20 protein-coding genes and 1 pseudogene are annotated in these 24,448 nt (G+C 65.6%); 12 read left to right on the top strand and 9 right to left on the bottom strand.

The annotated features are described in order from the left end of the window. Positions 1-124 precede the first annotated feature (124 nt). Positions 125-703 (top strand): TetR family transcriptional regulator, encoded by a 579-nt coding sequence (locus ACNJYB_RS30445; protein WP_439370239.1) that lies wholly within the window; start codon positions 125-127, stop codon positions 701-703. Between the two features lie 220 nt (positions 704-923). On the opposite strand, the pseudogene ACNJYB_RS30450 reads toward ACNJYB_RS30445, so the two are convergent. Further along, positions 924-2,112, bottom strand: a pseudogene (locus tag ACNJYB_RS30450) (CaiB/BaiF CoA transferase family protein). 166 nt (positions 2,113-2,278) lie between these two features. Here ACNJYB_RS30450 and ACNJYB_RS30455 point away from each other — a divergent pair. Continuing rightward, on the top strand, positions 2,279-3,163 hold the full coding sequence (locus ACNJYB_RS30455) for a VOC family protein (RefSeq protein WP_439370240.1): 885 nt from the start codon (positions 2,279-2,281) through the stop codon (positions 3,161-3,163). A gap of 12 nt (positions 3,164-3,175) precedes the next feature. On the opposite strand, the gene ACNJYB_RS30460 is transcribed toward ACNJYB_RS30455, so the two are convergent. The 3 genes from ACNJYB_RS30460 to ACNJYB_RS30470 all read right to left on the bottom strand — a co-directional run bounded on the left by ACNJYB_RS30460 (position 3,176) and on the right by ACNJYB_RS30470 (position 6,466). After that, positions 3,176-4,831 carry a copper resistance D family protein gene (locus tag ACNJYB_RS30460; RefSeq protein ID WP_439370241.1) on the bottom strand — a complete coding sequence of 552 codons (1,656 nt, stop codon included), beginning with the start codon at positions 4,829-4,831 and terminating at the stop codon, positions 3,176-3,178. A 1-nt stretch (position 4,832) separates the two neighbouring features. Beyond that, positions 4,833-5,195: a copper resistance CopC family protein gene (locus tag ACNJYB_RS30465; protein ID WP_439370242.1), complete on the bottom strand. Its 363-nt coding sequence runs from the start codon at positions 5,193-5,195 to the stop codon at positions 4,833-4,835. Positions 5,196-5,368: 173 nt separating this feature from the next. Beyond that, a complete protein-coding gene (locus ACNJYB_RS30470) occupies positions 5,369-6,466 on the bottom strand; it encodes a HoxN/HupN/NixA family nickel/cobalt transporter (RefSeq protein WP_439370243.1) in 1,098 nt (365 codons plus the stop codon). A gap of 198 nt (positions 6,467-6,664) precedes the next feature. Between ACNJYB_RS30470 and ACNJYB_RS30475 the strand changes: the two genes are divergently transcribed. Beyond that, entirely contained in the window at positions 6,665-8,458 is a 1,794-nt protein-coding gene (locus ACNJYB_RS30475) for a peptide ABC transporter substrate-binding protein (RefSeq protein ID WP_439370244.1), read from the top strand. 251 nt (positions 8,459-8,709) lie between these two features. Here ACNJYB_RS30475 and ACNJYB_RS30480 read toward each other — a convergent pair whose 3' ends face one another. The 5 genes from ACNJYB_RS30480 to ACNJYB_RS30500 form a co-directional block, all read right to left on the bottom strand. Then, positions 8,710-9,657 carry an ABC transporter substrate-binding protein gene (locus ACNJYB_RS30480; protein WP_439370245.1) on the bottom strand — a complete coding sequence of 316 codons (948 nt, stop codon included), beginning with the start codon at positions 9,655-9,657 and terminating at the stop codon, positions 8,710-8,712. 100 nt (positions 9,658-9,757) lie between these two features. Beyond that, positions 9,758-10,798, bottom strand: a complete 1,041-nt coding sequence (locus ACNJYB_RS30485; RefSeq protein ID WP_439370246.1) for an ABC transporter permease subunit — start codon at positions 10,796-10,798, stop codon at positions 9,758-9,760. Continuing rightward, positions 10,791-12,314: a sugar ABC transporter ATP-binding protein gene (locus ACNJYB_RS30490; RefSeq protein WP_439370247.1), complete on the bottom strand. Its 1,524-nt coding sequence runs from the start codon at positions 12,312-12,314 to the stop codon at positions 10,791-10,793. Before ACNJYB_RS30490 ends, ACNJYB_RS30485 begins: the two co-directional genes overlap by 8 nt. A gap of 128 nt (positions 12,315-12,442) precedes the next feature. Continuing rightward, a complete protein-coding gene (gene xylB, locus ACNJYB_RS30495; RefSeq protein ID WP_439370248.1) occupies positions 12,443-13,888 on the bottom strand; it encodes a xylulokinase in 1,446 nt (481 codons plus the stop codon). A 13-nt stretch (positions 13,889-13,901) separates the two neighbouring features. Beyond that, positions 13,902-14,825: a LysR family transcriptional regulator gene (locus tag ACNJYB_RS30500; protein ID WP_439370249.1), complete on the bottom strand. Its 924-nt coding sequence runs from the start codon at positions 14,823-14,825 to the stop codon at positions 13,902-13,904. Between the two features lie 106 nt (positions 14,826-14,931). On the opposite strand from ACNJYB_RS30500, the gene ACNJYB_RS30505 reads away from it, so the two are divergent. The 9 genes from ACNJYB_RS30505 to ACNJYB_RS30545 are packed head-to-tail and all read left to right on the top strand — an operon-like array spanning position 14,932 to position 24,429. Continuing rightward, positions 14,932-15,255 (top strand): Dabb family protein, encoded by a 324-nt coding sequence (locus ACNJYB_RS30505; protein ID WP_439370250.1) that lies wholly within the window; start codon positions 14,932-14,934, stop codon positions 15,253-15,255. After that, positions 15,252-16,331 (top strand): maleylacetate reductase, encoded by a 1,080-nt coding sequence (locus tag ACNJYB_RS30510; protein ID WP_439370251.1) that lies wholly within the window; start codon positions 15,252-15,254, stop codon positions 16,329-16,331. Before ACNJYB_RS30505 ends, ACNJYB_RS30510 begins: the two co-directional genes overlap by 4 nt. Positions 16,332-16,335: 4 nt before the next feature. Then, positions 16,336-17,700, top strand: a complete 1,365-nt coding sequence (locus tag ACNJYB_RS30515; RefSeq protein WP_439370252.1) for an amidohydrolase family protein — start codon at positions 16,336-16,338, stop codon at positions 17,698-17,700. A gap of 20 nt (positions 17,701-17,720) precedes the next feature. Then, positions 17,721-18,623 carry an NAD(P)-dependent oxidoreductase gene (locus ACNJYB_RS30520; RefSeq protein ID WP_439370253.1) on the top strand — a complete coding sequence of 301 codons (903 nt, stop codon included), beginning with the start codon at positions 17,721-17,723 and terminating at the stop codon, positions 18,621-18,623. A gap of 15 nt (positions 18,624-18,638) precedes the next feature. Continuing rightward, positions 18,639-19,523 (top strand): intradiol ring-cleavage dioxygenase, encoded by an 885-nt coding sequence (locus tag ACNJYB_RS30525; protein WP_439370254.1) that lies wholly within the window; start codon positions 18,639-18,641, stop codon positions 19,521-19,523. A gap of 60 nt (positions 19,524-19,583) precedes the next feature. Then, positions 19,584-20,978, top strand: coding sequence for an FAD-linked oxidase C-terminal domain-containing protein (locus ACNJYB_RS30530; RefSeq protein WP_439370255.1), 1,395 nt, complete (start codon positions 19,584-19,586; stop codon positions 20,976-20,978). 10 nt (positions 20,979-20,988) lie between these two features. After that, positions 20,989-22,512, top strand: coding sequence for a sugar ABC transporter ATP-binding protein (locus ACNJYB_RS30535; RefSeq protein WP_439370256.1), 1,524 nt, complete (start codon positions 20,989-20,991; stop codon positions 22,510-22,512). Next, positions 22,505-23,455, top strand: a complete 951-nt coding sequence (locus tag ACNJYB_RS30540; protein ID WP_439370257.1) for an ABC transporter permease — start codon at positions 22,505-22,507, stop codon at positions 23,453-23,455. The genes ACNJYB_RS30535 and ACNJYB_RS30540 overlap by 8 nt, the downstream gene beginning before the upstream one ends. Next, complete coding sequence (locus tag ACNJYB_RS30545) at positions 23,452-24,429, top strand: ABC transporter permease (protein WP_439370258.1); 978 nt, start codon at positions 23,452-23,454, stop codon at positions 24,427-24,429. Before ACNJYB_RS30540 ends, ACNJYB_RS30545 begins: the two co-directional genes overlap by 4 nt. The last annotated feature ends 19 nt before the right edge of the window (positions 24,430-24,448 follow it).

Below are 24,448 nucleotides of genomic sequence, written 5' to 3' on the forward strand. Positions count from 1 at the left end.
TATCTCTCGGACCGCCGGTCGGCCGCCCATTGCATTATGACCATAATGTATTATTATGATCGTAATGCAATGAGGCCCTGCCTCACGATTTCGTGGCCGGCGCGAAAGGCCACAAGGAGGCGCGATGGCGCGTTACGACAAGGGACACAGGAACGCGACGCGGCGACATATTATTGACGTCGCATCGGCACAGTTCCGCGAGAGCGGCATCGCCGCGGTCGGGCTTGCCGGCATCATGTCGGCGGCCGGCCTCACCAACGGCGCCTTCTACACGCACTTCGAATCCAAGGAGGATCTGGTGCGCGCGGTGCTGCTGGATGCGCTGGAACGGCGCGAGCAACGGCACAAGGACAATCTCGCGAACGGGATCACGCTCGCCACCACGATCCGCGACTACCTCTCGCCGCGCCATCGCGACCGCGCGGCGACCGGCTGCCCGACCGCGGCGCTCGTATCCGAGATCGCGCGGCACCCGAAGACGACACGCGAGGCCTTCACCGCGAAGATGTCCGACATCATCGCGCTGATGGCCGAGCAAATGCCGGACGGACCGGCCACGGAGCGGCGCCGCAAGGCCATCGTGGCCTATGCGACCATGGTCGGCGCGCTGCAATTGTCGCGCGCCGTGAACGACAGGCGATTGTCGGACGAGATTCTGGAGAACGCGGTCGAGGCCGCGCTCACGCTTGCGAATGGGCCTTGATGCACGCGCAATCGACGGTCTCGGACGCCATGTGTGGTCATTTGCGGGCCGCGGCAACGAATCTGGCGCCGGAGCAACGCTACGAAACTTGATGCGTTTGCACGGAGCGGGTTAGCGTTGCCTCGCAGCCCTAGAACTTCCCCAAGCTCCTCTAGATCGCCCTGGACCGCCGCCTGAACGTTTCAGCCGGCGGTCCAGTCCATCCGCCGCGCAACATCCGCTAAACGATGCCGCTCCGCCGAAGTGCTTCAATGGCAGCTGCGTCGTAGCCGAGCTCGGCGAGGACGCGATCGGTATGTTCGCCGAGCGTGGGCGGGCGCGCCGCGATCTCTCCCGGCGTTTCCGACAGCCGCACGGCGGCACGCATCACCGGCGCAGGTTTCGGCAAGCCGGGATAGTCGACGTCCTGCATGAAACCGGCGGCACGGATGTGCGGATGATCCAGCGCCTGTTGCGGGCTCAGCACGGGCCCGGAGGGAATCATCGCCTTGCCCAGCGTGTCGACGGCTTCCTGCATGGTGCGCTCGGCGCACCAGCGCGCCATTCGTTCGCTGATGACGGCGCCATTGTTGCCGCGGCTGATGTCGTCGGCAAAGCGCGGGCTCGTTCAACCACAGCTCCTCCTCGCCCATCAGCTTCGCCCAACGCTTGAACAGCGGATGTCCCGTGACCTGGCACAGCACCCAGCCGTCCCTGGTGCGGTAGATGTCGGCGGGCGCTGCGGTCTGACCGAGATTTCCGGTCGGCACGCGGTTGACGTTGATGACGGCCTGCTCGATCAGCGTGGCATTGGTAAAGGACAGCGCGGTGGCCAGCAGCGCGCCCTCGACGATCTGCCCGCGGCCGGACTTTCCGCGCTCGATCAGCGCGGCAAGCGTCCCGAACGCGCAGTGCAGCGCGGTTCCGAAATCGACCCAGTTCACCGCGGCCCGGTAAGGCGGATCGCCGGCGCCGGTCATGTACACCGAGCCCGACATGACCTGACCGACGCCGTCGAAGCCGACGCGATCGGACCACGGTCCCGGCCCACCAAACGCCGTTGCGGTCGTCAGGATGATGTCCCGCTTGATCGCGCGAAGCGAGTCGTAGTCGAGCTTCATCGCGCGCAGGGTCTGCGGCGGCAGATTGGCGACGACGACGTCGGCGGTCGCGATCAGACGGCGCATCACCTCCTGCCCTTCCGATTTCATCGGATCGAGCGTGATGCACTTCTTGTTGCGGTTGATCTGAAGAAACAGCGCGCCTTCGCCGCCCTCACCGACCGGCGCGACGAAGCGGTCCTCGCTGCCGTCGCGCTTCTCCACGCGAATGACCTCGGCGCCGAACTCGGCCAGCAGGGTCGCGCAATACGGTCCCGCGATATAGCGCCCGAAATCGAGGACGCGCACGCCTTCCAGAACTCCCCCCATCAATCCCTTCCTTGATGTCTTTTGCCCAGATTACAGGGACTGGTCGCCGCGGCAAGGTGGCGAAGGCGTGATGGCCGCCCTCGATATGCGATCGCCGAATCGTTTCGGCTGACGGAAATTGTGCTCTACTATGGCCCGCCCGTCCCCTCACCCAGAGCACACAGCCATGCCGCAACAATTCGATCGATCCGCAGAAGATCTCGGCAACGCGATTCATTTCGAGCACGTCAACATCCAGGTCCCGGACCAGCGCCTGGCGACACTATTCTACGTCACGGGACTGGGGCTCACCCGCGATCCCTATCTGATGGTGTCCGACACCAACATGTGGATCAACGCCGGACGGAGCCAGTTCCACCTGCCGAGCGGCAGGCCGCAGGTGCTGCGCGGCCATACCGGGCTCGTCATCGAAGGACGCGAGGCACTGCTGGCGCGACTGGCATCGGTCGCGAAGAAGCTCGAAGGCACGGCCTTCACCTTCGCCGAGCACAACGACCATGTCGAGGCCGTGTGCCCGTGGGGCAACCGCATGCGCGTTTACGAGCCGGACGCGGTGCGCTTCGGCCGTATCACGCTCGGCATCCCCTATGTCGAGTTCGACGTGCCGATCGGAACGGCGCCTGCGATCAGCACCTTCTATCCGGAGGTGATGGGCATGCCCGCCAGCTTGCGCAATGGCGACGGCGCGGTTGCGGCGGTGAAGACCGGGCGCGACCAGCACCTCTTGTTTCGCGAGACCGACCGGCCGCCGGGCGACTATGACGGGCACCACGTGCAGATGTACATCACCGATTTCTCCGGCCCCTACCGCAAGCTGCTCGCGCGCAATCTGATCTCGCGCGAGGACAACCAGTATCAATATCGCTTCTGCGACATCGTCGACCTCGACAGCGGCAAGCCGCTGTTCACGGTCGAGCACGAGGTGCGCAGCGCGACCCATCCGATGTTCATGCGGCCGATGGTCAATCGCAACCCTGCGGTCAACAACCGCAATTACGCGTACGGGCACGACCAGACGTCGTGGGCAATGGGGCCGGATCAGTACGACTGATACGGAGCGGCCTTACGCTTCGCGGTATTCCAGCAGGATCAGCCCGACCAGGATGAAGGCGACCGGCCAGATCCAGGCCGCCGCACGGCTGACTCGTCCCTCGAGTCGGAGCTCGAGCCAGCGCGCCCAGCCGGCGCCGACGCCGCACAGCGCAAGGGGGGTGTGGCTCATCTCGATGAGCAACTGGTCCTTGATGTTGGCGATCGCATGGGAGTGCGTGAGCAGCAGTGCGCCGCCGAGCGCCGTGGTCAGGGGAAACACCAGGGCCGCCGGCCCGGCCTTGCTGCCGCGCAAGCGCACGCGCCATTCGAACAGGCCGAACACGGCGATCAGCAGCACGAAGATGCGATGCTGCGCCACCTCGGGATCGCGCAGCGACTCGAAGAAGCCGGCTGGGCCGAGCGGCCAGGCCTGCTCGTCGGCGCGGAAGAACAGGAAGGCGGCCATCGCGAGAAAGAGCAGCGGCCAGTGCCGCGCCCAGCGGCCCCAGCGGAAATGCTCGATGAGCGCCAGGAGACCGATCAACACCACGAAGACGCCGGCCCAGTGGTGATTGTACTCCGACCAGGCGATATCCTCTGCGTTGCGCGGCAGGATCGTGCCCTCGCCGGGAACGTAGGCCGCCTGTGCGTTGGCGCGCCCGGCATCAGCAAGCGTGATCCTGGCCTGGAGCTGCGCGACGGTGAGCTTGTCGTAGTCCGGGCTGGCCAGGCGCGGTGGCCATTGCGGCGTGGCGCGCTCGACGATCTCATGCCAGGCGAGGCGATCGTGCGGAAGATCCACGCCGGGCGGCAATGAGGTGAGCGACGCGGCGGCAAGCAGCACGGTGAGTCCGATGCCGATCTCGACCTCGGCGAAACGCTTCAGGCGGAAGATCGGCGTCGTGGGGTCGCGGCGCAGCCGCTCGACGAGGAAGTAGTTGCCCGCGCCAAGCATCAGCAGCATCAGGAGCAGGCCGAGCTTGGCCAGGGTCATGACGCCATAGGCTGTGCCGTAGATCGCAGCAACCGAGCCGATATAGTTCGCCGCCATGACGAGGCCGCCGCAGACGATCGCCGCGACCGCGGCCATCGACATCAACGAATAGCGGCGCGCGATCAGGCGCCAGTCGCCGGCATCCTTGCAGCCGTTCAGCGCGATCAGGAAATAAGGCAGACCGCCGATCCAGACCGCCGCCCCCGCCATGTGGCCGGCGTCGGACAGCAGCAGCGGCCAGCGCACTTCCGGCCGGCTCGCCGCATGCGTGAGCCGGGTCTGCATCGCCAGCGCCAGCATCGACAAGGCAACAAGCGCGGCCGACCGCAGCCGGTGCGCCGGACCGTTGGCCAGGATTGCCATGCCCAATGCGCAGGTCGCGATGACGAGGTCGGCGCGGCCGAAATCGGCACCGACGGCCTCGCTCCAGGGCACCTGGAGCGTCCCGACCAGCGCAGCCGCGTTGAGCGCGAGGGACGCGACGGTGAGGAACGCCCATGCAAAGGCGCTGAACCGCAGGAACGTGCGGCATCTCTCCTCGATCATGAGGCCATAGACCGAGAGCTTCGGCTGCAGCGGCCCCCACAGCAACAACTGAAAGGCAAGCCCGCCAAGCGTGAACGATTGGGCGATCAGGATCAGGCCCCGCAGGACAACCGACAGATAGCCGAAGATGTCGAGGAGCAGGTACACGTCAGTGGATGGTGAACGGAATGTCGCCGCGGGTGATGTGACCGTCGACGCTGAGCACCTGCCAGCGCAGGTGCCATGCCCCGGCCGGCAGCAGCGTCGCATCGGCATTGAGCTCGTCGGCGGGCGCATCGGGCGCCGGCGTCAGGGCGCGCGCCGCACCGTCCGGAGCCAGCAGCGTCAGTTTGGAGCGTGCGCGATCGATCCGGCTGTTGAAGTGCAGGCGGATCGCGACGGTGTCGCCGGATATTGTCGCGCCTGATACCGGCGAGGACGAGACGATGATCGCGTGGGCCCGGGATGCGTTCGGATGAGCAGAAAACCACAGGGCGGATAGAACGAACGCGATTCGGAAGAACGCGCGCATGATGCTCTCTCGCTGTCGACAGCCGTCTGTTTCACCTGCCCTCTTGGCGGGTGATCTGTACCGGAGGCTATGTTGGCGCGAGTTGGCTGTTCGCAAGGGCGCCGGGAATTTTGATCTGGCCACGGATCGCGGAAAGCCGCCGATTGTTGCCGCAACGACACACTGAGGTGCGATCACCCCGGCGCGGCATCCCTGCTCAGCTCGCCAGGATCGACCATGCGCCGCCGGTCGTTGGGAGCCAAGCGGTGATAGAGCACGACCGAGAGCAGCCATGCGATCACGAACAACGTGATTACGGCAAAGCCGACATTGGCGAGCGAGTCGTTGAGGGTCTCAACCAGCGACCACGGCCCGTCCGAGAGGCCGAGCCGATCCGCGATCAGGCCGAGCGCCTCGATGCCGCCGATCAGCAGCGCGACCGCGACGGAGGCGCCGGTGATGGTGAGGTTGTACCAGAGCTTGCGATAGGGATCGACGAAGGCCCAGCGATAGGCGCTCACCATCAGCGCGGAGTCCGCCGTGTCGACCAGCGCCATGCCGGCGGCAAACAGCGCGGGAAAGACCAGCACCTGTGCAAGCGATACGCCGCGCGCGGCTTCGGTGGCGGAGATGCCGAGCAGGCCGATCTCGGTCGCAGTATCGAAGCCGAGCCCGAACAGCAGGCCGAGCGGATACATGTGCCAGGTTCTTGTGACGAGGCGGAACATCGGGCGAAGCAATCGCGCCGTGAAGCCGCGGGCGGCGAGCATCGCCTCGAGCTGCGCGGCGTCATGGATGCCCCGCTCGCGCACCTCGCGCAGGGTCCGCCACAAGCCGGCGAAGATGGCGAGATTGATGGCCGCGATCACTAGCAGGAAGAGCGCCGACACCGAGGTGCCGATCAGGCCGCCGATCTGCTTGAGCAGGCTGTCGCCGCCGAGGCTCACGACGCCGAGCGCGAGCAGCATGGTCGCGACCAGGACCACGGTGGAATGGCCGAGCGCGAAATAGAGACCGGCCCGGCGCGGCGTATCGCCCGCCTGCATCAGCTTGCGCACGACATTGTCGATCGCGGCGATGTGGTCGGCATCGACGGCATGGCGCAGGCCGAACACCCAGGCCAGCAGCGCGGTCGCCATCACGGCCGGCCGGTCGCCGAACGCTGCGAAGGCGAAGGCCCATGCGGCGAGGTTGGCGGCGATCAGCCCACCGAACAGCACGCCGGGCTCGAACGCCCGCCTAGCGACATCACCTGACCGAACCACGCCACCTCCAGTATGATGTTTATACATATCCGTCATACTGGCCGGCAAGAGCCGGGCCATGTTCGTGCGACGCAGCCGGTCACCCCGGAACGCGCACCTCACGTGGGGGTTCGTCATTTCGCCGCAGGGGATGGCTTTGACTCCACGACATCAGACGTCCCAGGCTAGAGTGCACGTAACTTGCATGCCGGTAACGACTTTCTGTGTGAAGGTGGAGGTCATCTGATGAACGAAAACGACATCCGGGGTCTGATCGCGGAGGTGAAGCAAGGCACACTGTCGCGTCGCTCGTTCATCCGGACCATGGCTGCGGTCGGCATCGCAGCGCCGGTCGCAAGCCAGATCCTGCTCTGGAACGACGTGGCGATGGCGGATGCTACGCTCGAATACAAGCCGACCAAGGCCGGCGGCGGCGGCGCGCTCAAGATCCTGCTCTGGCAGGCGCCCACCCTGCTCAATCCTCATTTCGCGCTCGGCACCAAGGACCAGATCGCCTCGCGCATCTTTTTCGAGCCGCTCGCCGGCTGGGACAAGGACGGCAATCTCGTCCCCTGCCTTGCCGCAGAGGTTCCGACCAAGGCGAACGGCGGCCTTGCGGCCGACGGCATGAGCGTGATCTGGAAGCTGAAGCAGGGCGTCAGATGGCATGACGGCAAGCCCTTCACAGCCGACGACGTCATCTTCACCTGGCAATACGCAGCCGATCTCGCAACCGCCGCCTACACCACGGGCTCCTACAAGGACATCAAGGTCGAGAAGATCGACGACCACGCCGTCAAGGTGATCTTCAGGGCGCCGACGCCGTTCTGGGCCGACCCGTTCGTCGGCGGCCAGGTCGGCCAGATCCTGCCGAAGCATCATTTCGGCGATTATATCGGCGCAAAATCACGCGAGGCTCCCGGCAATCTGAAGCCGGTCGGCACCGGCCCATACAAATTCGTCGAGTTCAAGCCGGGCGATTTGATCCGCGCCGAACGCAATCCCGACTATCACATCAAGAACCAGCCGCATTTCGACACGCTCGAGGTCAAGGGCGGCGGCGATGCGGTCTCTGCGGCGCGCGCCGTGCTGCAGACCGGCGAATACGACTTCGCCTGGAACATGCAGGTGGAGGAGGAGGTCCTCAAGCGCATGGAGGCGGGCGGCAAAGGCAAGCTCGACATCACGCCTTCCGGCAACGTCGAGTTCATCATCCTCAACACGACGGACCCCTGGACGGAGGTCGACGGCGAACGTTCGAGCGTCAAGACCAAGCACCCGACGCTGTCCGATCCCGCCGTTCGCCGCGCGATCAATCTCCTGATCGACCGCGATTCGATCCAAAAGTTCATCTACGGGCGCGCCGCCCTCGCAACCGCGAGTTTCGTCAACGCGCCCAAGCAGTTCAAGTCCCCCAAGCTGAAATACGAGTTCGACATCGACAAGGCAAACAAGATCCTCGACGAGGCGGGCTGGACCAGGGGTGCGGATGGCATCCGCGAGAAGGAGGGCAAGAAGCTCAAATACGTGTTCCAGACCTCGACCAATGGCCCGCGGCAGAAGACGCAGGCCATCATCAAGCAGGCCTGCCAGAAGGCCGGCATCGAGATCGAGGTCAAGGCGGTCACCGCATCGGTGTTCTTCTCCTCTGATGTCGGCAACCCCGACACCTATTCGAAATTCTACGCCGACATGGAGATGTACAACACGACGCAGCCGCAGCCCGATCCGGAGCGCTTGCTGAACCAGTGCGTTTCCTGGGAGATCGCCACCAAGGACAACAAATGGCTCGGCCGCAACAATTCGCGCTATTCCGATCCGGAAGCCGACAAGGCCTACAAGGCCGCGCAGAACGAGCTCGACCCGGTCAAACGCGCCGCGCTGCTGATGAAGGTCGACGAAATCTTCTGCGAGGCCCACGTGTTCCTGCCGCTGCTCTCGCGCCACGTCGTCAACGCCGGGGTCAACAGCCTGATGACCGACATCTCGGGCTGGGACACCATCACGTGGAATCTGGCGAGCTGGTATCGGAGTTCGTAGCTCGCGAAGGATCTGGAATGCCTCGAGCCGCGGCCCGCATTTCCCGCTCGGCGGTATCGACGGCATCGCGAAACGCATCCAGCCATTTGCGTCCGCCGGCGTGAACATGACGACGCGCGCACACCGGAGGCGCGGCGGGCCACGCTAACACAACAGGCGGCCTGGCAAGCTCGACCGGCCGCTCAGAGGACGCGTATCGACGGCGGGCGCCGTCGATCGAACGCCGCCCGTCATGTCGTGCGGACCGCGTCTTACTGCGAGCGATCCGACGTCCAGCCCTTGTACTCGGCGACGTTATCCCTGGTCACGAGCTTGGACGGCAGGAGTTCGACGGTGGAGGCCGGCTTCTGGCCATTGAGAATGCCGACACCAATCTGCACGGCCCGCCGCGCCATGAAGAATGGGTCCTGCGAAGCCGAGGCCTGGATCTGCGGCGATTGCGGATCTTTCAGCGCGGCCTCGATATCGGGCGCGCCGTCCACCGCGGTGATGACGATGCCCGTGCGGTTCTGCTGACGCGCAGCAAGGTCGGTGCCGATCGCCTGCGGATCGTTGATGGCGAAGATGGCGTCGATCTTGGGGAAGCGGGTCAGATAACCCTGCGCGACGGTGAGGCCGCCCTCGCGCGAGCCCTTGCCGTCCTGGTCACTGGACAGCACCTTGATGCGGGGATTCTTCGAGAAGACGTTCTTGCAGCCGACGACGCGGTCGATCACGGCGGAGACCTGCGGTCCGTTCTCGATGATGACGTCGCCTTTGCCGCCCAGCTTGTCGACGATGTACTGGCAGGAGATCTCGCCGGCCTGCACGTTGTTCGTGGTCACGGTGGCATCGGCGCCTTCGGCCGCGGTGTCGACGGCGACGACGACGATACCAGCCGCCTGCGCCTTCTTGATCGCGGGCCCGATCGCCTTGGGATCGCCGGGGTTCAAGAGGATCAGGTCGACGCCGGCGGCGATGAAATTGTCGATCTGGGTGACCTGCTTGCCAAGGTCGTATTCGAAGCCGACCGCCGTGATCTTCACATTGGGATTGGTCTTCTTCGCCTCGAACTCGGCGCCCTTCGACAGCGCGACGAAGAACGGGTTGCCCATCGATCCCAGCGAGACGCCGATCGACTTGAGCTCCTTGGCGAAGGACGGCGCGGTGGTGAGGGCGAGCGCCATCGCGGCGCCGGCGAACGTGATCGTCTTCAACATGGACTTCCTCCCTGGTCGGTCTTCGTCCCCGGCGCGGCAGACCAGTTGCCGCAACGGAATCTCGCATCAAGGCATCGTCCCTCGGGTGCGCACCGAACCTTCAGGTTCTGGCAGAGCCCTGCAACCGGTACCGGTCCAGCGCCACGGCGCCGATGATCACCAGGCCCTTGATCACATATTGCCAGATGTCGGAGACACCGATGAGGATGAGCCCGTTCGACAGCACGGCAATGATCAGCGCGCCGACCAGCGTGCCCCAGATCGAGCCGATGCCGCCGACGAAGGAGGTGCCGCCGAGGATCACGGCGGTGATCGCATCGAGCTCATAGGACTGACCGAGCTGCAGGCCATTGGCCGCATAGAGCCGCGCCGCCTGCATGGCGCCGCCGAGCCCGGCGAAAAGGCCGGAGACACCGTAGACGAAGATCAGCACCGCCCAGACCTTGATGCCGGCGAGCCGCGCCGCGCTCTCGTTGCCGCCCACCGCGTAGATGTGCACGCCGAGCACGGTCCGGCGCAGCACCAGCCACGAGACGAGGATGACGAGCAGGGCGATCACCGAGAGCCACGGGATCGACGCGACGCCGGGAACGAGCGTCAGCGAGCCGTTGCCGATGAAGGCATAGGGAATGGAGGGATTGAACACGGTGGTGTCGGCGCCGAGCAGTCGCGCCAGGCCGCGCACGGCGGTGAGCGAGCCGAGCGTGACGATGAAGGGCGGCAGTCGGAGCAGGGCAATCAGCGCGCCATTGACGATACCGAAGCCGAGGCCCGTGAGCAGCGCAGCCGGCAGCCACAGCAACCCGAGTTCCGGCATCTTGGAGAGTGTCAACCCGGCCATCGCGGAGGCCGCCAGGATCGAGCCGACCGACAGGTCGATGCCGCCGGTGAGGATGACGAAGGTCATGCCTGCGGCTAGCACCGTGTTCACCGCGGCCTGCTGCAGCACGATGCCGAGATTTTGTCCGGTGAAGAAGCGGCCCTCGGACAGCACGTGGAAGCCGATGCAGAGGATCAGCAGCACCGGCAGCATGCCGAGTGCGCTGATCAGCATCCGCATCCGCTGGCGCCTTGTCTCTGCGGCGGCGCCGTTGGTCGTCGTCGGGGCGGGCTTGGCCTCCGAAGCCGCATTGTCAGGCATCGAGATGCTCCATCCCCGTGGCAAGCGCCATGATGTCTTCCTGGTTCAACGGCGCCGTCGCGGTTCGCCTGACCTCGCCGGCGATGTGCCCGCTACGCATGACCACGACGCGGTCGCAGATGCCGATGGTCTCGGGCAGATCGGACGAGATGACGAGAATCGCGGTGCCGGCCTTGGCGAGATTGTCGATGATCGAATAGATTTCGGACTTGGCACCGACGTCGACGCCGCGCGTGGGCTCGTCGAGGATCAGCACCTTCGGGGCAATGGCAAGCAGCCGCGACAGCAGCACCTTCTGCTGGTTGCCGCCGGACAGGCCTCCGGCGGGAACGCCGACATTGGCGGCGCGGATGCTGAGGCCTGCGAAGGCCCGGTCGGCGCGCTCACGCGCCTTGTCGCGATCCAGCACCCAGCCGAGCTTCGCATCGCGTCCGAGTACGGCGAGATTGATGTTGTCGAGGCACGACATGTCGAGAAACAGGCCAAGCGCCTTCCTGTCCTCGGTCAGATAGGCGATCCCGGCATCGAGCGCCTCGCCCGGCGTGCGGATCTCGACCGGGCCTCCCTCCAGCTCGAGCCGGCCGGAGGTTTTCGACGCCGCGCCGATGATGAGATGCGCAAGCTCGGTGCGGCCGGCGCCGATCAGGCCGGCAAGCCCGACCACCTCGCCCGCATGCACGGTGAGCGAGCAACCCTTGACGCGCTGGCCGTCGGCCATGTCGATCGCGGCGAGCACGGGATGTCCCCGTCCCGCCTCCGGATCGTGATCCTTCTTGTAGAACGAGGAGACGTCACGCCCGACCATCAGGCGGACGATGGTGTCGGCGCGGATCTCAGGCTTGTCGAGCGAGCCGACCAGCCGGCCGTCGCGCAGCACGGTGACACGGTCGCCAAGCGCGTAGACCTCGTCCATGCGGTGCGAGATGTAGATGATGGCAAGCCCCTCGGCGCGTAGCTGGCGGATCAGCGCGAACAGCCGCTCGCTTTCGGCAGCCGACAACGAGGTGGTCGGCTCATCCATGATCAGGATTTTTGATCGGGCGTGCAGCGCCCGGGCGATCTCGACCAGCTGCCGCTGGCCCATGGACAGGTGCGCCACCAGCGTCGACGGCAGGAAGTCCGCTCCCAGCCGCTTCAGGATCGGCCCGACGCCGTCACGCATCTCGCCGCGGGCCAGCAAGCCTGCGCGCGACATCTCCCGTCCCAAATAGATGTTCTCGGCAACACTGAGATTGGGCGCCAGCGACAGTTCCTGATAGATGATGGAGATGCCGGCGGTGCGACCGCCGAGCGGACCTTCGATCCGAACCGGGTTTCCTTCGATGCGGATCTCGCCGCCGGGATCGGGCCGGTAGGCGCCGGACAGGATCTTCATCAGCGTCGACTTGCCGGCGCCGTTCTCCCCCATCAGGGCATGAATTTCGCCGGCATAGACGGTGAGATCGACGGCACGCAGCGCCTTGATCCCGAAGAAGGTCTTTGACACCCCGCGCATCTCGAGGATCGGATCGTTCATCGTGCCTCCCGGCGCACAATGCGTTTCCTTCCCGCGTCTCGATTATTGTCCGCGCGGTTCACGCATTAAACAAAAGGCCGCAAGCCAGGGCAATACCGAACAGACGGGAATGCAGCTTTAAGGCGAAACTAATGGCGCGGCCGATACAGTTCACGCCAGGCCGGAAGCCGCTCGGCATAGGCATCGACCAGTCCAGCGTCGGGTTCAAACGTCTCCACGCGCCGAGGCCGCGTGCACACGGCCGCGATCGCCTCACCCGTGACAGCAAGCCGCCCCAATCTTGCCGCACCGAACGCCGCGCCGGTCTCGCCTCCGGCGAAACGATGGCTCGGAATATTCAATACATTGGCCAGCACCGCAAGCCAGAATGAAGACCTTGAACCGCCGCCAATGACATCGGCTTCCGCAATCGGAATGCCGGCATCCGCGAGCGCGTCGCGGCAATCGGCGAGCGCGAACGCAACACCCTCGAGCACCGCCTGCACGATCGCACCGCGATCGGTGCCGTGGCTCAAACCGTCGAGCATGCCGCGTATGGCGGGATCATCGTGGGGCGTCCGCTCGCCCGCGAGATACGGCAGGAAGCTCACCGGCGACGGCGCCAGCGGGCGAGCTCCAAGCGGCGCCAGCAACTCGGCCTCGGTGACGCCGAACAGTCGCGCGGCCCAGGCGAGGCAGGAGGCGGCCGAGAGGATCGCGCCGGCCTGAATCCACATGCCGGGAACGGCGTGACAGAACGTGTGCACGACGCGATCGGGATTGGCGGCTATTCTGTTGGTCGGCGCCAGCAAGGCACCCGAGGTGCCCAGCGACACGAATGCGGTTCCCGGCTCGATCGCGCCGATGCCGACGGCGCCGGCCGGATTGTCGCCGGCCCCGCCCGCGATGATCGGCGGTCTGGCCATGCCCCAACGCCGCGCGAGTTCGCTGCGCAGCGTCGTTGCCGGCGCGCATCCTTCGACCAGACGCGGCATGTGATCGCGCGACAGACCGGTCGCCGCCAGGGCCGCGTCCGACCAGTCCCGGCGCGCGGCGTCGAGCCACAGCGATCCCGATGCGTCCGAGACATCTTCGATGGCCTCGCCTGACAGCACCAGGCGCAAATAGGCTTTTGGCAGCAGGACGAGTTTCGTCGCCGCAAAGATGTCAGGCTCGTGCGTCGCGATCCAGAGCAGTTTTGGCGCGGTGAATCCAGCCATCGCCTTGTTGCCAGTCGTCGCGCGCAGGGCGGGCCAGCGCTGCTCCAGGATACGGCACTCGGCGGCAGAGCGGCCGTCGTTCCAGAGGATGCAGGGCCGCAAGGGTCTCGAGCTCGCATCGAGCAGAGTGGCGCCATGCATCTGGCCGGACAGTCCGATGCCTACGACCGCCGCCAGCTCTTTTCCATGCGACGCCTTGAGGGCGTCCAGCGTGGCAAAGGTCGCATCGATCCACTGCGCGGGGTCCTGCTCGGAATAGCCCGATTGCGGCGAGGCGCTCGCGAGCGGCCGACTCTCGCTTGCAATCACACGCTGGGCATCGTCGACGAGAACGGTCTTGACCGCCGAGGTGCCGAGATCGACTCCGACATACATGAATGCGCCCCGCTCACTTGGCCGCGTCGATCCATATCCCCGGCTCCGAATGCTCGCGGATGTGGGTGACGAGGAAATCGGAAAAGACCCTGATCTTGGCGGGCAGCCGAACGCGGTTCTGGTAGGCGATGTTCATGGTGAGCAGCGGCAGCTCCCAGCCCCTCAGGACGGGCACCAGCCGGCCGGCCGCGATGTCGCTCTGCACAATGTAGAGCGGCTGGATCAGGATGCCGAGCCCCGCGCGCGCCGCGCCGCAGATGATCTGGCCGTCATTGCTGTCGAGCGTGGGCGCGATCCGGACGGTCTGCGTCGTGTTGCCCTTGCTTAGCCGCAGCGAATAGGGATCGTTGGCAAGGTTGTAGATCAGCATGTTGTGGCGGGCGAGATCGGCAGGGTGCTCCGGCAGGCCGTGCTTCTCCAGATATGAGGGGGCAGCCGCGAGAACACGGTGCATCTGGCCGATGCGGCGCACGACGATGTTGGAATCCGGCTCGTGCTCGCGCGTGCGGATCGCGACGTCGATGCCGGCTTCGATGAAGTCCAGATAGCGGTTCGCACTGATGATCTGCACGCCGAGATCAGGATAGAGCGCGCGGAAGGCGGGCAGCATCGGCGCGAGATAGATCATCGCGAAGGAGAGCGAGCTCGTCACGCGCAGCATGCCCTTCGGCGACAAGGCGCGATCGGAGACGGCGTCTTCTGCCTCGGCGAGCTCGTTCAGCAGCGTGCTGCAGCGCTGCAAAAGCTCCTGCCCTGCCTCGGTCAGCCATTGTCGGCGCGTGTTGCGCTCGATCAGCCGCACCGCAAGGCGCTCCTCCAGCGCACTGAGATGGCGGCTGGCGGCCGCATTCGACATCCGCAGCATTTCGGCGGCCTTGGACAGGCTGCCGAGCTCGGCTGTTTTGGAGAAGACTTCGAGTTGGAGCAGCCGGTCCATTTTTTCGAAAACAGGAAAAGAGACTTACAAATTTTAACCTTTATTTCCGATTTCTGCAAGGCAAAATGGCCTCAACAAAGCACAATGCAGGCGAGGAAATCAGGAAATGTCGGGCCCGATCAGGCACATCGTGATGTGGCGGCTGCGCGGGGAGACCCCAGAGGAGCGGTCCGCCGCCCGGATCAAGGTCAAGTCCCTGTTCGAGGGCCTCAAGGGCCGGATCGACGGCCTCACCCATATCGAGGTCGGCATGGACGTCAGCGCTGTCGACTACGCCTGCGACGTGGTTCTGTTCTCCGAGTTCACCGACCAGGCGGCGCTCAGCGCCTATGCCAATCACCCTGAACATTTGCGCGTGCGCGAGGCGCTTGGCGACTTGCGGATCGGACGTTTCCAGGTCGATTATCCCATCAAAGAGACCGGCGCATGATCGGTTCGTTCACCTTTGAAAACCTGCCGTGCCGCGTCGTGTTCGGCAGCGGAACGCTGGCCAGCGCCAAGGCCGAGGTCGAGCGGCTCGGCGGCAAGCGTGCGCTGGTGCTGACGACGCCGCAGCAGGAGGCTCAAGGCAAGAGCCTGGGGGCGGCGCTCGGCCCGCTCTACGCCGGCATCTTTCCCGGCGCCACCATGCATACCCCGGTCGAGGTCACGGAGCGCGCGCTCGCCGCGATGAAGGCGTGCGAGGCCGACTGTGTCGTCTCGCTCGGCGGCGGCTCGACCACCGGTCTCGGCAAGGCGCTCGCGCTGCGCACCGGCATCAACCAGCTCTGCATTCCCACCACCTATGCCGGCTCGGAGATGACGCCGATCGTCGGCCAGACCGAGAACGGCCTGAAGACCACGGTGCGCGACGCGGCGATCCTGCCGGAGACCGTGATCTATGATGTCGACCTCACCCTGACCCTGCCGGCAAGCCTGGCTGCGACATCGGGCATCAATGCGATCGCGCATGCCGTGGAGGCGCTTTACGCGCGCGATTTCAATCCCGTGACGTCGCTGATGGCGGAAGAAGGCATCCGCGCGCTGGCGCGTGCCCTGCCCGCCATCGCCGCCAAAAGCGACGACCGCGAGGCCCGCACCGAGGCGCTCTATGGCGCCTGGCTGTGCGGCGTCTGCCTCGGCACCGTCGGCATGGCGCTGCATCACAAGCTCTGCCATACGCTCGGCGGCACTTTTGATCTGCCGCACGCCGAGACGCACACGATCGTGCTGCCGCATGCGCTGGCCTACAACGCGCCGGCTGTCCCCGATGCGATGTCGCGTATCTCCCGCGCAACCGGTGCGGCCGATGCTTCGCAAGGACTTTATGATCTCGCCAGGCGGCTGGGTGCAAAGCTGGCGCTGCGCGATGTCGGCATGCCCGAAAGCGGCATCGACAAGGCGGCCGATCTTGCCGTCACCGACGCCTACTGGAATCCGCGCCCGCTGGAGCGCGACGCCATCCGAGACCTGATCGCACGCGCCTGGGCCGGCCAGCCGCCGGGCGCGGTCAAAACAGCGGCTTGAAACGATGCGGCGCACGCTGATCAGATCGGCCACCGTCATCAGCATGGATGACGCGATCGGCGACCTCGGCACCGGCGACGTGCTGGTCGAGGGCAGCCGCATCGCCGGCTTGGGGCCATCGATCGACGTTGCGGCCGACACCGAGATCGTCGACGGCAGGGGCCGCATCGTCATCCCCGGCCTGATCAATGCGCATATGCACACCTGGCAGACCGGCTTGCGCGGCTTTGCCGCGAACTGGACGCTGCTGGAATATTTCCGCCGCATGCATGCCGGGCTCGCGACGGCGTTCCGGCCCGACGACATCCATATCGCGACGCTGGTCGGCGCATTGAACCAGATCAACCACGGCGTCACCACGCTGGTCGACTGGTGTCACAACAATCCGACGCCTGCACACACTGACGCCGCCGTCCGCGGCCTGATCGAGAGCGGCATCCGCGCTGCGTTCTTCCATGGCTCGCCCAAACCGGAGCCGAAGCCGGGTGAGCCGCATTTCTCGGAAGTGCCGCATCCGCGCCGCGAGGTCGAGCGGCTTTTGGCTGGCCCCCTCGCCGACCGCGAGGGCCTCGTCACGCTCGGGCTCGCCATTCTCGGCCCGCATTATTCGACCCTCGACGTCGCCATGCACGATTTCCGCCTGGCGCGGGAACTCAACCTGATTGCATCGATGCATCAGGGCGGCGGTCCGGCCAAGACGCCGGGCGGCTGGGAGAAGCTGATCGAGGCCGGCCTCGTCGGCCCCGGCATCAACATCGTGCATGGCAATGACCTGCCTGACGATCTGCTCGATCGTCTCATCGATCTCGGCGTGTCCTTCTCGGTGACGCCCGAGAACGAGATGATCCAGGGCCACGGCTTTCCGATCACCGGGCGCCTCTTGGAGCGTGGGGTGCGACCGACCATCGGCATTGACCTCGAATCCGTGCTGGCCGGCGACCTTTTCTCCGCCGCCCGCGTTGCGCTGTCGATGCAGCGAGCGCTCGACAATGCGGAGGCGCGCAAAGTGAGCGGCACCATTCCGGCGACGACCACGATCCCCGTGCGCGAGGCGCTGCGCTGGATCACGACCGAAGGCGCCCGCATGCTCGGCCGCGAGCATCAAATTGGTTCGCTGACGCCGGGCAAGCTCGCCGACCTCGTCATCATCAACGCCTCCGATCTCGATCTCTGTCCGGTGCACGATCCCGTCGCGACCGTGGTGATGCAGACGAGTCTCGCCAATATCGAGTCCGTCATGATCGGCGGCGCCTGGAAGAAACGGAACGGCCGGCTGCTCGTCGAGGGGCTGGAGGCGAAGAAGGAACTGCTGGCGCAATCCGGCCAGCGACTCGTTCAGGACATCGAACGACAGGGACGCGCCGCCTGAAGGCCAACGGACAAAAACAAATGACAGATGCTTCGAAGACTGTTGCTTTCATCGGGATCGGCAAGATGGGTCTGCCGATGTCCTTGCTCATTGCCAAGGCCGGCTACGCCGTCACCGCGTTCGACCAGAGCCCCACGCGCATCACCGAGGCACGCACGCAAGGCATTGCGATCGCAACCTCGCCCACTGATGCCGTGAGCGGCAAGGCCGCCGTCATCACCTCTCTGCCCGACGACGCCGCGCTGCGCGGCGCATTGCTCGGCCCCACAGGCCTTATTGCGGCGATGGCTGCTGGATCTGTCTTGATCGAAACCAGCACCGTGAGCGTCGAGGCCTCGACCGAAGTTGCGGCCGCCGCGCAGGCGCGCGGCGTTGCCTATCTTCGCTCGCCGGTCTCCGGCAATGCCAGCATCGTTCATACCGGCGCGCTGACCTGCTTCGTCTCGGGGCCGAAGGACGCCTTCGAAAGCGCAAGGCCGCTAATCGCCGCCTTCACCCGCGCCCAGACCTATCTCGGCCCCGCCGAGGAAGCGCGCTACGCAAAGCTCTCGGTCAACCTGATGATCGCGGTGTCGGCAGCGATGATGGCGGAGTGCCTGGCGCTCGCGCGCAAGGGCGGCATTGCCTGGGAGGACATCCTGAAGGTGCTCGACGACAGCGCGGTTGCCTCGCCGATGGTGAAGTACAAGACCGCGCCGCTGCGCACCCGCGATTTCGAGTCGACCTTTTCCTGCAAGCAGATGGCCAAGGACCTCGACCTGATCCTGGGTGCCGGCCACGCGGTCGGCGTGCCGCTGCAGCTCGCCGCACAGGTGCGCGAGACCTATGGCGCGCTGGTCGCGCAGGGCGACGGCGACACCGACTTCATCGCCACCGTCAAGCATCTGGAACGGTTGTCGGGCCTCGGCGAGCCGAAGCCGTGATCAACGGAGACACTCATGCGTAACTTCAACGAGAACACGATCACGGACGCGGTGCTGGAGCGGATCGCGGGCGCGACCGATCCACGCATCAAGCAGGTCAGCGAGGCGCTGGTTCGGCACTTGCACGCCTTCGTCCGCGAAGTGCGCCCGACCCAGAAGGAATGGGAATATGGCATCGACTTCCTGACCCGCACCGGGCACATGTGCGACGACAAGCGCCAGGAGTTCATCCTGCTGTCCGACACGCTCGGCGTCTCCATGCTGGTCGACGCGATCAACCATCCGGTGCCGGAGGGCGCGACCGAGACGACCGTGCTCGGCCCGTTCTTCGTCCAGGCCGCGCCGGAGAAGGATAGCGGCGCCGATATCTCCGGTCCGATGGAAGGCGATCCGATGCTGGTCACCGGCTCGGTCTCGAGCGTCGACGGCAAGCCGCTCGTGGGCGCGACCGTCGATGTCTGGCATTCCGACGACCACGGCTATTACGACGTGCAGCAGCTCGACGACATTGGCGATCTAGCGATGCGCGCGCGCTTCCACACCGACGCCAACGGCCGCTTCCATTTCTGGTCGATCAAGCCGGCCGCCTACCCGATCCCGCATGACGGGCCGGTCGGCGAGATGCTGGAGGCGCAGGGCCGCCACCCGTGGCGGCCGGCGCATGTGCATTTCCTGATCTCGGCGCCCGGCTTCGAGCAGCTCGTCACGCACGTGTTCGTTGCCGGCGATCAGTATCTCGATAGTGACGTGGTGTTCGGGGTCAAGGACAGCCTGGTCCGCGAATTCGTCCGTCAGCCGGCCGGCCGTGCGCCGGATGGTCGCATGGTGGACAGTGACTATTTTCATCTCAACTATGATTTCGGCTTGAAGCAGGTTGCGAGCGCCGCGAGAGCCGCCTAAGCCGAACGACAACGCAGCGGACCGGCAAGAGTTCGCGATCGGGGCAGACAGGGAGCAAGGATGGGACCGCGGGTCAGCACGAGCATATTGGCCGATCGCCTTACCGGCATGATCGGCCCGCGCGCAAGCGTTGCGCGCGGCGTGCTCGATCAGCATGGGCAGAGCGAGTCGCATTATCGGACCTTGCCGCCCGACATCGTCGTCTTCCCTGAAACCACGCAGGAGGTCGCCGAGATCGTGAAGCTGTGTGCAAGCGCGGGCATGCCGATCGTCCCGTTCGGCGCCGGAACCTCGCTCGAAGGTAATGCGGCCGCGATCGAAGGCGGCGTCTGCTTCGACTTCGCGCGCATGAACAAGGTGCTCAGCGTGCACGACAGCGACATGGACGTCGTCGTGCAGCCCGGCATCACCCGCAAGCAACTCAATGCCGAGCTGCGCAATACCGGCCTGTTCTTCCCGATCGATCCCGGCGCCGACGCCTCGATTGGCGGCATGACGTCGACCAGGGCCTCCGGCACCATGGCCGTGCGCTACGGCACCATGAAGGACAATGTCATGGCGCTGGAGGTGGTGCTGGCGGACGGCCGCGTGATCCGAACCGCGAAGCGCGCACGGAAGTCGGCCGCCGGTTATGACCTGACACGCCTGTTCGTCGGTGCGGAAGGCACGCTCGGTGTCATCACCGAGATCACGCTGAAGGTGCATCCCGTGCCGCAGGCGATCTCGGCCGCGGTTTGCAGCTTCGACACGCTGCACGATGCCGTCGACACCGCGATCTCCGTGATCCAGTCCGCGATCCCGGTGGCTCGCGTCGAGCTGCTCGACGACGTCATGATGCGCGGCATCAACGCCTACGCCAGGCTTGGCTACCGCGAGGCACCCACTCTGTTCTTTGAGTTCCATGGCTCGGAAACCTCCGTCGCAGAGCAGGCCGAGGCCGCGCAGGCGATGGCCGCCGATCATGGCGGCCATGGCTTTGCCTGGGCGAAGGCACAGGAAGACCGCAGCCGGCTCTGGCACGCCCGCGACAACACGCTCTATGCCGGCCTCGGCCTGCGGCCCGGCGCGCGCGCCGTCATCACCGACGTCTGCGTGCCGATCTCGCGGCTCGCGGAATGCCTGACCGAGACGCGGCGCGATGCGGACGAGCACGGCTTCACCGCGCCGATCGTGGGTCATGTCGGTGACGGCAACTTTCATATGCTGATCCTGATCGACCCGGCAAAGCCCGAGGAGGCGGACGGCGCCAAGATGCTTCAGGCCCGCATGGTCGCCCGTGCCATCGCCATGGACGGCACCTGCACCGGCGAGCACGGCATCGGGCTCGGCAAGATCGATTATCTCACCGATGAGCTCGGCGAGGCCGTGGACGTGATGCGATCGATCAAGACGGCGCTCGATCCGAACGGCCTCATGAATCCGGGAAAGATCTTTGCTGGCGGAGCCAAGACATGAGTGAGATGGCATGAGCGACGCGCTCCCGATCGAGGTCACCTCGCCCACCCCGCTGCTGGAGCTGCGCGGCATCAGCAAGGAGTTTCCCGGCGTCAAGGCGCTGGATGACGTGTCCTTTGCCGTCTACCCCGGCGAAGTCCACATGCTGCTGGGTGAGAACGGCGCCGGCAAGTCGAGCCTGATGAAAGTGCTGTGCGGCGCCTATCGCTCCGATGCCGGGGAGTTCTATCACAACGGCGAGAAGGTCGCGATCTCATCCACCGCCGATGCGCAGAAGCTCGGCATTGCCGTGATCTTCCAGGAATTCTCGTTGGTCCCCTACCTCGACATCGCCCAGAACATCTTCCTCGGCCGCGAGCCGAAGGGCCGCATCCCCGGCACCATCGACCGCCGCAAAATATTGGCCGATGCGAAGCGCGTGCTCGACACGATCGGCTTCGACATCGATCCCTCCACCACCGTCGAAAAGTTAGGGGTAGCGCAGCAGCAGATGGTCGAGATCGCGAAGGCCATCAGCCAGAACGCCCGCATCCTCGTCATGGACGAGCCGACCGCCGCGCTGTCCGACCGCGAGACCGAGCTGCTGTTCGCACTGATAGCGCGGCTGAAGGCCGATGGGGTCTCCATCGTCTACATCTCGCACCGGATGGCCGAGGTGTTCGCGCTCGGCGACCGCATCACCGTGCTGCGCGATGGCCGCCGCATCGACGGCGTCCGGCCCGCCGACGTCACGCCGGACCAGCTCGTGCGCATGATGGTCGGCCGCAATGTCGACATGACCTATCCGCGCAACTTTGCCGACAAGCCAGGCGAGCTGCTGCTGGAGGTCAAGGGCCTCTCCGCTCCCACCGGCATCTCGGACATCAACATCGAGGTGCGCCGTGGCGAGATCGTCGGCCTGTGCGGCCTGGTCGGCTCGGGCCGCAGCGAGGTCGCGCGCGCCATCTTCGGCGCCGATCCCGTGACCTCGGGCGAGATCATCTTCGACGGCAAGAGCATTTCCGGCGAGCCGGATCTCGCCGCCCGCCGCGGTATCGCGCTGATCCCGGAGAGCCGCAAGAGCGAAGGCCTCGCGCTGCTCCGGTCGGTTGGCGATAATCTGGTCGTATCCGCACTCAAGAAGCTTTTTCCGAGCGGCCTGTTCGATCAGCGCACTGCACAACGCACCTCCGATGGCTTGATCCGTCAGCTCCGCATCGCAACGCCGAGCGCGCGACAGACCGTCGGCCTGCTCTCGGGCGGCAACCAGCAGAAGGTTGTGATCGGAAAATGGCTGGCAGCCGGCTCAAAACTCTTCATTTTCGACGAGCCGACACGGGGCATCGACATCGGTGCCAAGTCCGAGATTTTTGCGCTGATCGACCGGTTGGTCGCGGAAGGCGCGGCGGCACTGATGATCTCGTCCGAGCAGGTCGAGATCTGCCATGTCTGCGACCGCGCCTATGTGATGCGCGAGGGCCGCATCGCCGGGCACCTGACACGCAACGAATTGACCGAGGAGAACATCGTGCGACTGGGGATGCATCATGCGTGAAGCCGCGGTCGTTTCACAACCCAATCCACTGCAGCGCATTCCCGGCGTTGCCATCGTGCTGGTGCTGCTGATTGCGCTGTTCAGCGCCATCGCGCCCGGTTTCCTGTCGGTCGCCAACCTCTCCAACGTGCTGGTGCAGTCGACCATCCTGACCATGCTCGCGCTGCCGATGACCCTGATCATCATGACCGAAGGTCTCGATTTGTCGATGGGCGCGGTGCTGACGCTGACCTCGCTCTGCGTTGCCATCGTCTCGCTCGCGACCAAGTCGATGCTGCTCGGCCTTGGCGCCGGCCTCCTCGTCGGCGCCGCGTTCGGCGTCGCCAACGGCTGGCTCGTTGCGATTCTCGGCATCCCGCCCTTCGTCGCGACGCTCGGCACGCTCGGCATGGCGCAGGGCCTGTCGCTGATCGTCAGCGACGGCCAGAGCGTGGTCGGCATTCCCCACAGCGTGCGCGACATCTATTCGGCGACGCTGCTCGGCGTGCCCGTGCCGATCGTGATGGCGCTCGTGACTTATGCGGCGTTCCACGGCCTGCTCTATCACACCCGCTTCGGCACCTACATTTTCGCACTCGGGGGTAACCGCGAGGCGCTGCGCTACGCCGGTCTCTCGCCGAACCGGCTGCTGATCGCGGTCTATGCGCTCGGCGGCGCCATGGCCGGCATCGCCGGCCTGCTGATGACTGCGCGAATGAATTCCGGCCATCCGACCGCCGGCCTTGGCCTGGAATTCGATGCCATCGCCGCCGTTGCGGTCGGCGGCACCTCGTTCGAGCGCGGCAATGGCTGGCTGCTCGGCACGCTTCTCGGCGTTCTCTCCGTCGGCGTGCTGCGCAACGGGCTGAACCTGATCTCGCTGCCGTCCTCGGTGCAGGTCGCAAGCGTCGGCGTCCTCGTCATCGTTGCCCTGTTCCTCGACGGTCTCAGGAGCCGCGCATGACCGACATCAGCAAAGAGGCGATGATGCCGCCCCGCTCGTTCCTGTCGCAGGATGCGATCCAGCTGTTCTATCGCCTGCTCGCGGCGCTCTTGATCTGTGCGGTGCTCGCCGTGCTCAGCGATTCCTTCCTCAGCCTCGGCAACATCCTCAATGTGCTGAGGCAGGCGAGCCTGACCTTCTTCATCGCCTCCGGCCTGACGCTGGTGGTGCTGACTGCCGGCCTCGATCTCTCCGTCGGCGCCAACGTCGCGCTGTCGGCCTGCATCGCCGGCACCGTGATCCACAAGACCGGCTCGCCGGCACTCGGCATCCTCACCGGGCTCGCCTGCGGCGGCATCGTCGGACTTCTCAACGGCATCATGGTCACCGCGCTGCGCATCCCCTCCTTCATCGCCACCTATGGCATGCTCTGGGTGCTGAACGGCCTCACCTACTGGTACATGGCGGGCGAGACCCTGCACGGTTTCCCCACAGGCTTCCGCCAGATCGGAAGCGGCTATCTGTTCGGCCTGCCGATCCCGGTCTATCTGCTGCTGGTGTTCCTCGGGATCGGGACGCTGTTCGCGCAACGGACGATCTGGGGCCAGGAGATCTATGCGATCGGCGCCAATCCGGTTGCGGCCCGTCTCTCCGGCATTCCGGTCGCGCGCCGCCTGCTGCTGGTCTACGCGGTCTCCGGCACCATGGCGGGGCTCGCCTCGATCATCTTCCTGTCGCGGCTCAATTCGGCCGAGGCCGACATCGGCGAAAGCCTGACGCTGCCCGCGATCGCGGCCGTGCTGATCGGCGGCACCTCGCTGTTCGGCGGCGTCGGTACCGTGTTCGGCACCTTCATCGGCGCGCTGATCCTGACGCTGGTGCTCAACGGCATGAACCTCTTGTCGGTCAGCGCCAATTGGCAACCGCTGGTGACAGGCATCATCGTCATTCTCGCGGTCTGGCTCGACATGAAGACCCGCCGCCGCGCACAATGAGTTCTTGAAATCCAACAAG

This window comes from Bradyrhizobium sp. SMVTL-02 (assembly GCF_051853005.1).
Lineage (GTDB): Bacteria > Pseudomonadota > Alphaproteobacteria > Rhizobiales > Xanthobacteraceae > Bradyrhizobium.

What these genes read in the sequence shown, in the direction of transcription:
- ACNJYB_RS30490 (WP_439370247.1), bottom strand. Translation starts at nt 12,314, where the DNA reads ATGAACGATCCGATCCTCGAGATGCGCGGGGTGTCAAAGACCTTCTTC.
- ACNJYB_RS30505 (WP_439370250.1), top strand. Translation starts at nt 14,932, where the DNA reads ATGTCGGGCCCGATCAGGCACATCGTGATGTGGCGGCTGCGCGGGGAG.
- ACNJYB_RS30520 (WP_439370253.1), top strand. Translation starts at nt 17,721, where the DNA reads ATGACAGATGCTTCGAAGACTGTTGCTTTCATCGGGATCGGCAAGATG.
- ACNJYB_RS30540 (WP_439370257.1), top strand. Translation starts at nt 22,505, where the DNA reads ATGCGTGAAGCCGCGGTCGTTTCACAACCCAATCCACTGCAGCGCATT.
- ACNJYB_RS30465 (WP_439370242.1), bottom strand. Translation starts at nt 5,195, where the DNA reads ATGCGCGCGTTCTTCCGAATCGCGTTCGTTCTATCCGCCCTGTGGTTT.
- xylB (WP_439370248.1), bottom strand. Translation starts at nt 13,888, where the DNA reads ATGTATGTCGGAGTCGATCTCGGCACCTCGGCGGTCAAGACCGTTCTC.
- ACNJYB_RS30515 (WP_439370252.1), top strand. Translation starts at nt 16,336, where the DNA reads ATGCGGCGCACGCTGATCAGATCGGCCACCGTCATCAGCATGGATGAC.
- ACNJYB_RS30455 (WP_439370240.1), top strand. Translation starts at nt 2,279, where the DNA reads ATGCCGCAACAATTCGATCGATCCGCAGAAGATCTCGGCAACGCGATT.
- ACNJYB_RS30475 (WP_439370244.1), top strand. Translation starts at nt 6,665, where the DNA reads ATGAACGAAAACGACATCCGGGGTCTGATCGCGGAGGTGAAGCAAGGC.
- ACNJYB_RS30500 (WP_439370249.1), bottom strand. Translation starts at nt 14,825, where the DNA reads ATGGACCGGCTGCTCCAACTCGAAGTCTTCTCCAAAACAGCCGAGCTC.
- ACNJYB_RS30545 (WP_439370258.1), top strand. Translation starts at nt 23,452, where the DNA reads ATGACCGACATCAGCAAAGAGGCGATGATGCCGCCCCGCTCGTTCCTG.
- ACNJYB_RS30525 (WP_439370254.1), top strand. Translation starts at nt 18,639, where the DNA reads ATGCGTAACTTCAACGAGAACACGATCACGGACGCGGTGCTGGAGCGG.
- ACNJYB_RS30470 (WP_439370243.1), bottom strand. Translation starts at nt 6,466, where the DNA reads ATGTATAAACATCATACTGGAGGTGGCGTGGTTCGGTCAGGTGATGTC.
- ACNJYB_RS30530 (WP_439370255.1), top strand. Translation starts at nt 19,584, where the DNA reads ATGGGACCGCGGGTCAGCACGAGCATATTGGCCGATCGCCTTACCGGC.
- ACNJYB_RS30485 (WP_439370246.1), bottom strand. Translation starts at nt 10,798, where the DNA reads ATGCCTGACAATGCGGCTTCGGAGGCCAAGCCCGCCCCGACGACGACC.
- ACNJYB_RS30480 (WP_439370245.1), bottom strand. Translation starts at nt 9,657, where the DNA reads ATGTTGAAGACGATCACGTTCGCCGGCGCCGCGATGGCGCTCGCCCTC.
- ACNJYB_RS30445 (WP_439370239.1), top strand. Translation starts at nt 125, where the DNA reads ATGGCGCGTTACGACAAGGGACACAGGAACGCGACGCGGCGACATATT.
- ACNJYB_RS30535 (WP_439370256.1), top strand. Translation starts at nt 20,989, where the DNA reads ATGAGCGACGCGCTCCCGATCGAGGTCACCTCGCCCACCCCGCTGCTG.
- ACNJYB_RS30510 (WP_439370251.1), top strand. Translation starts at nt 15,252, where the DNA reads ATGATCGGTTCGTTCACCTTTGAAAACCTGCCGTGCCGCGTCGTGTTC.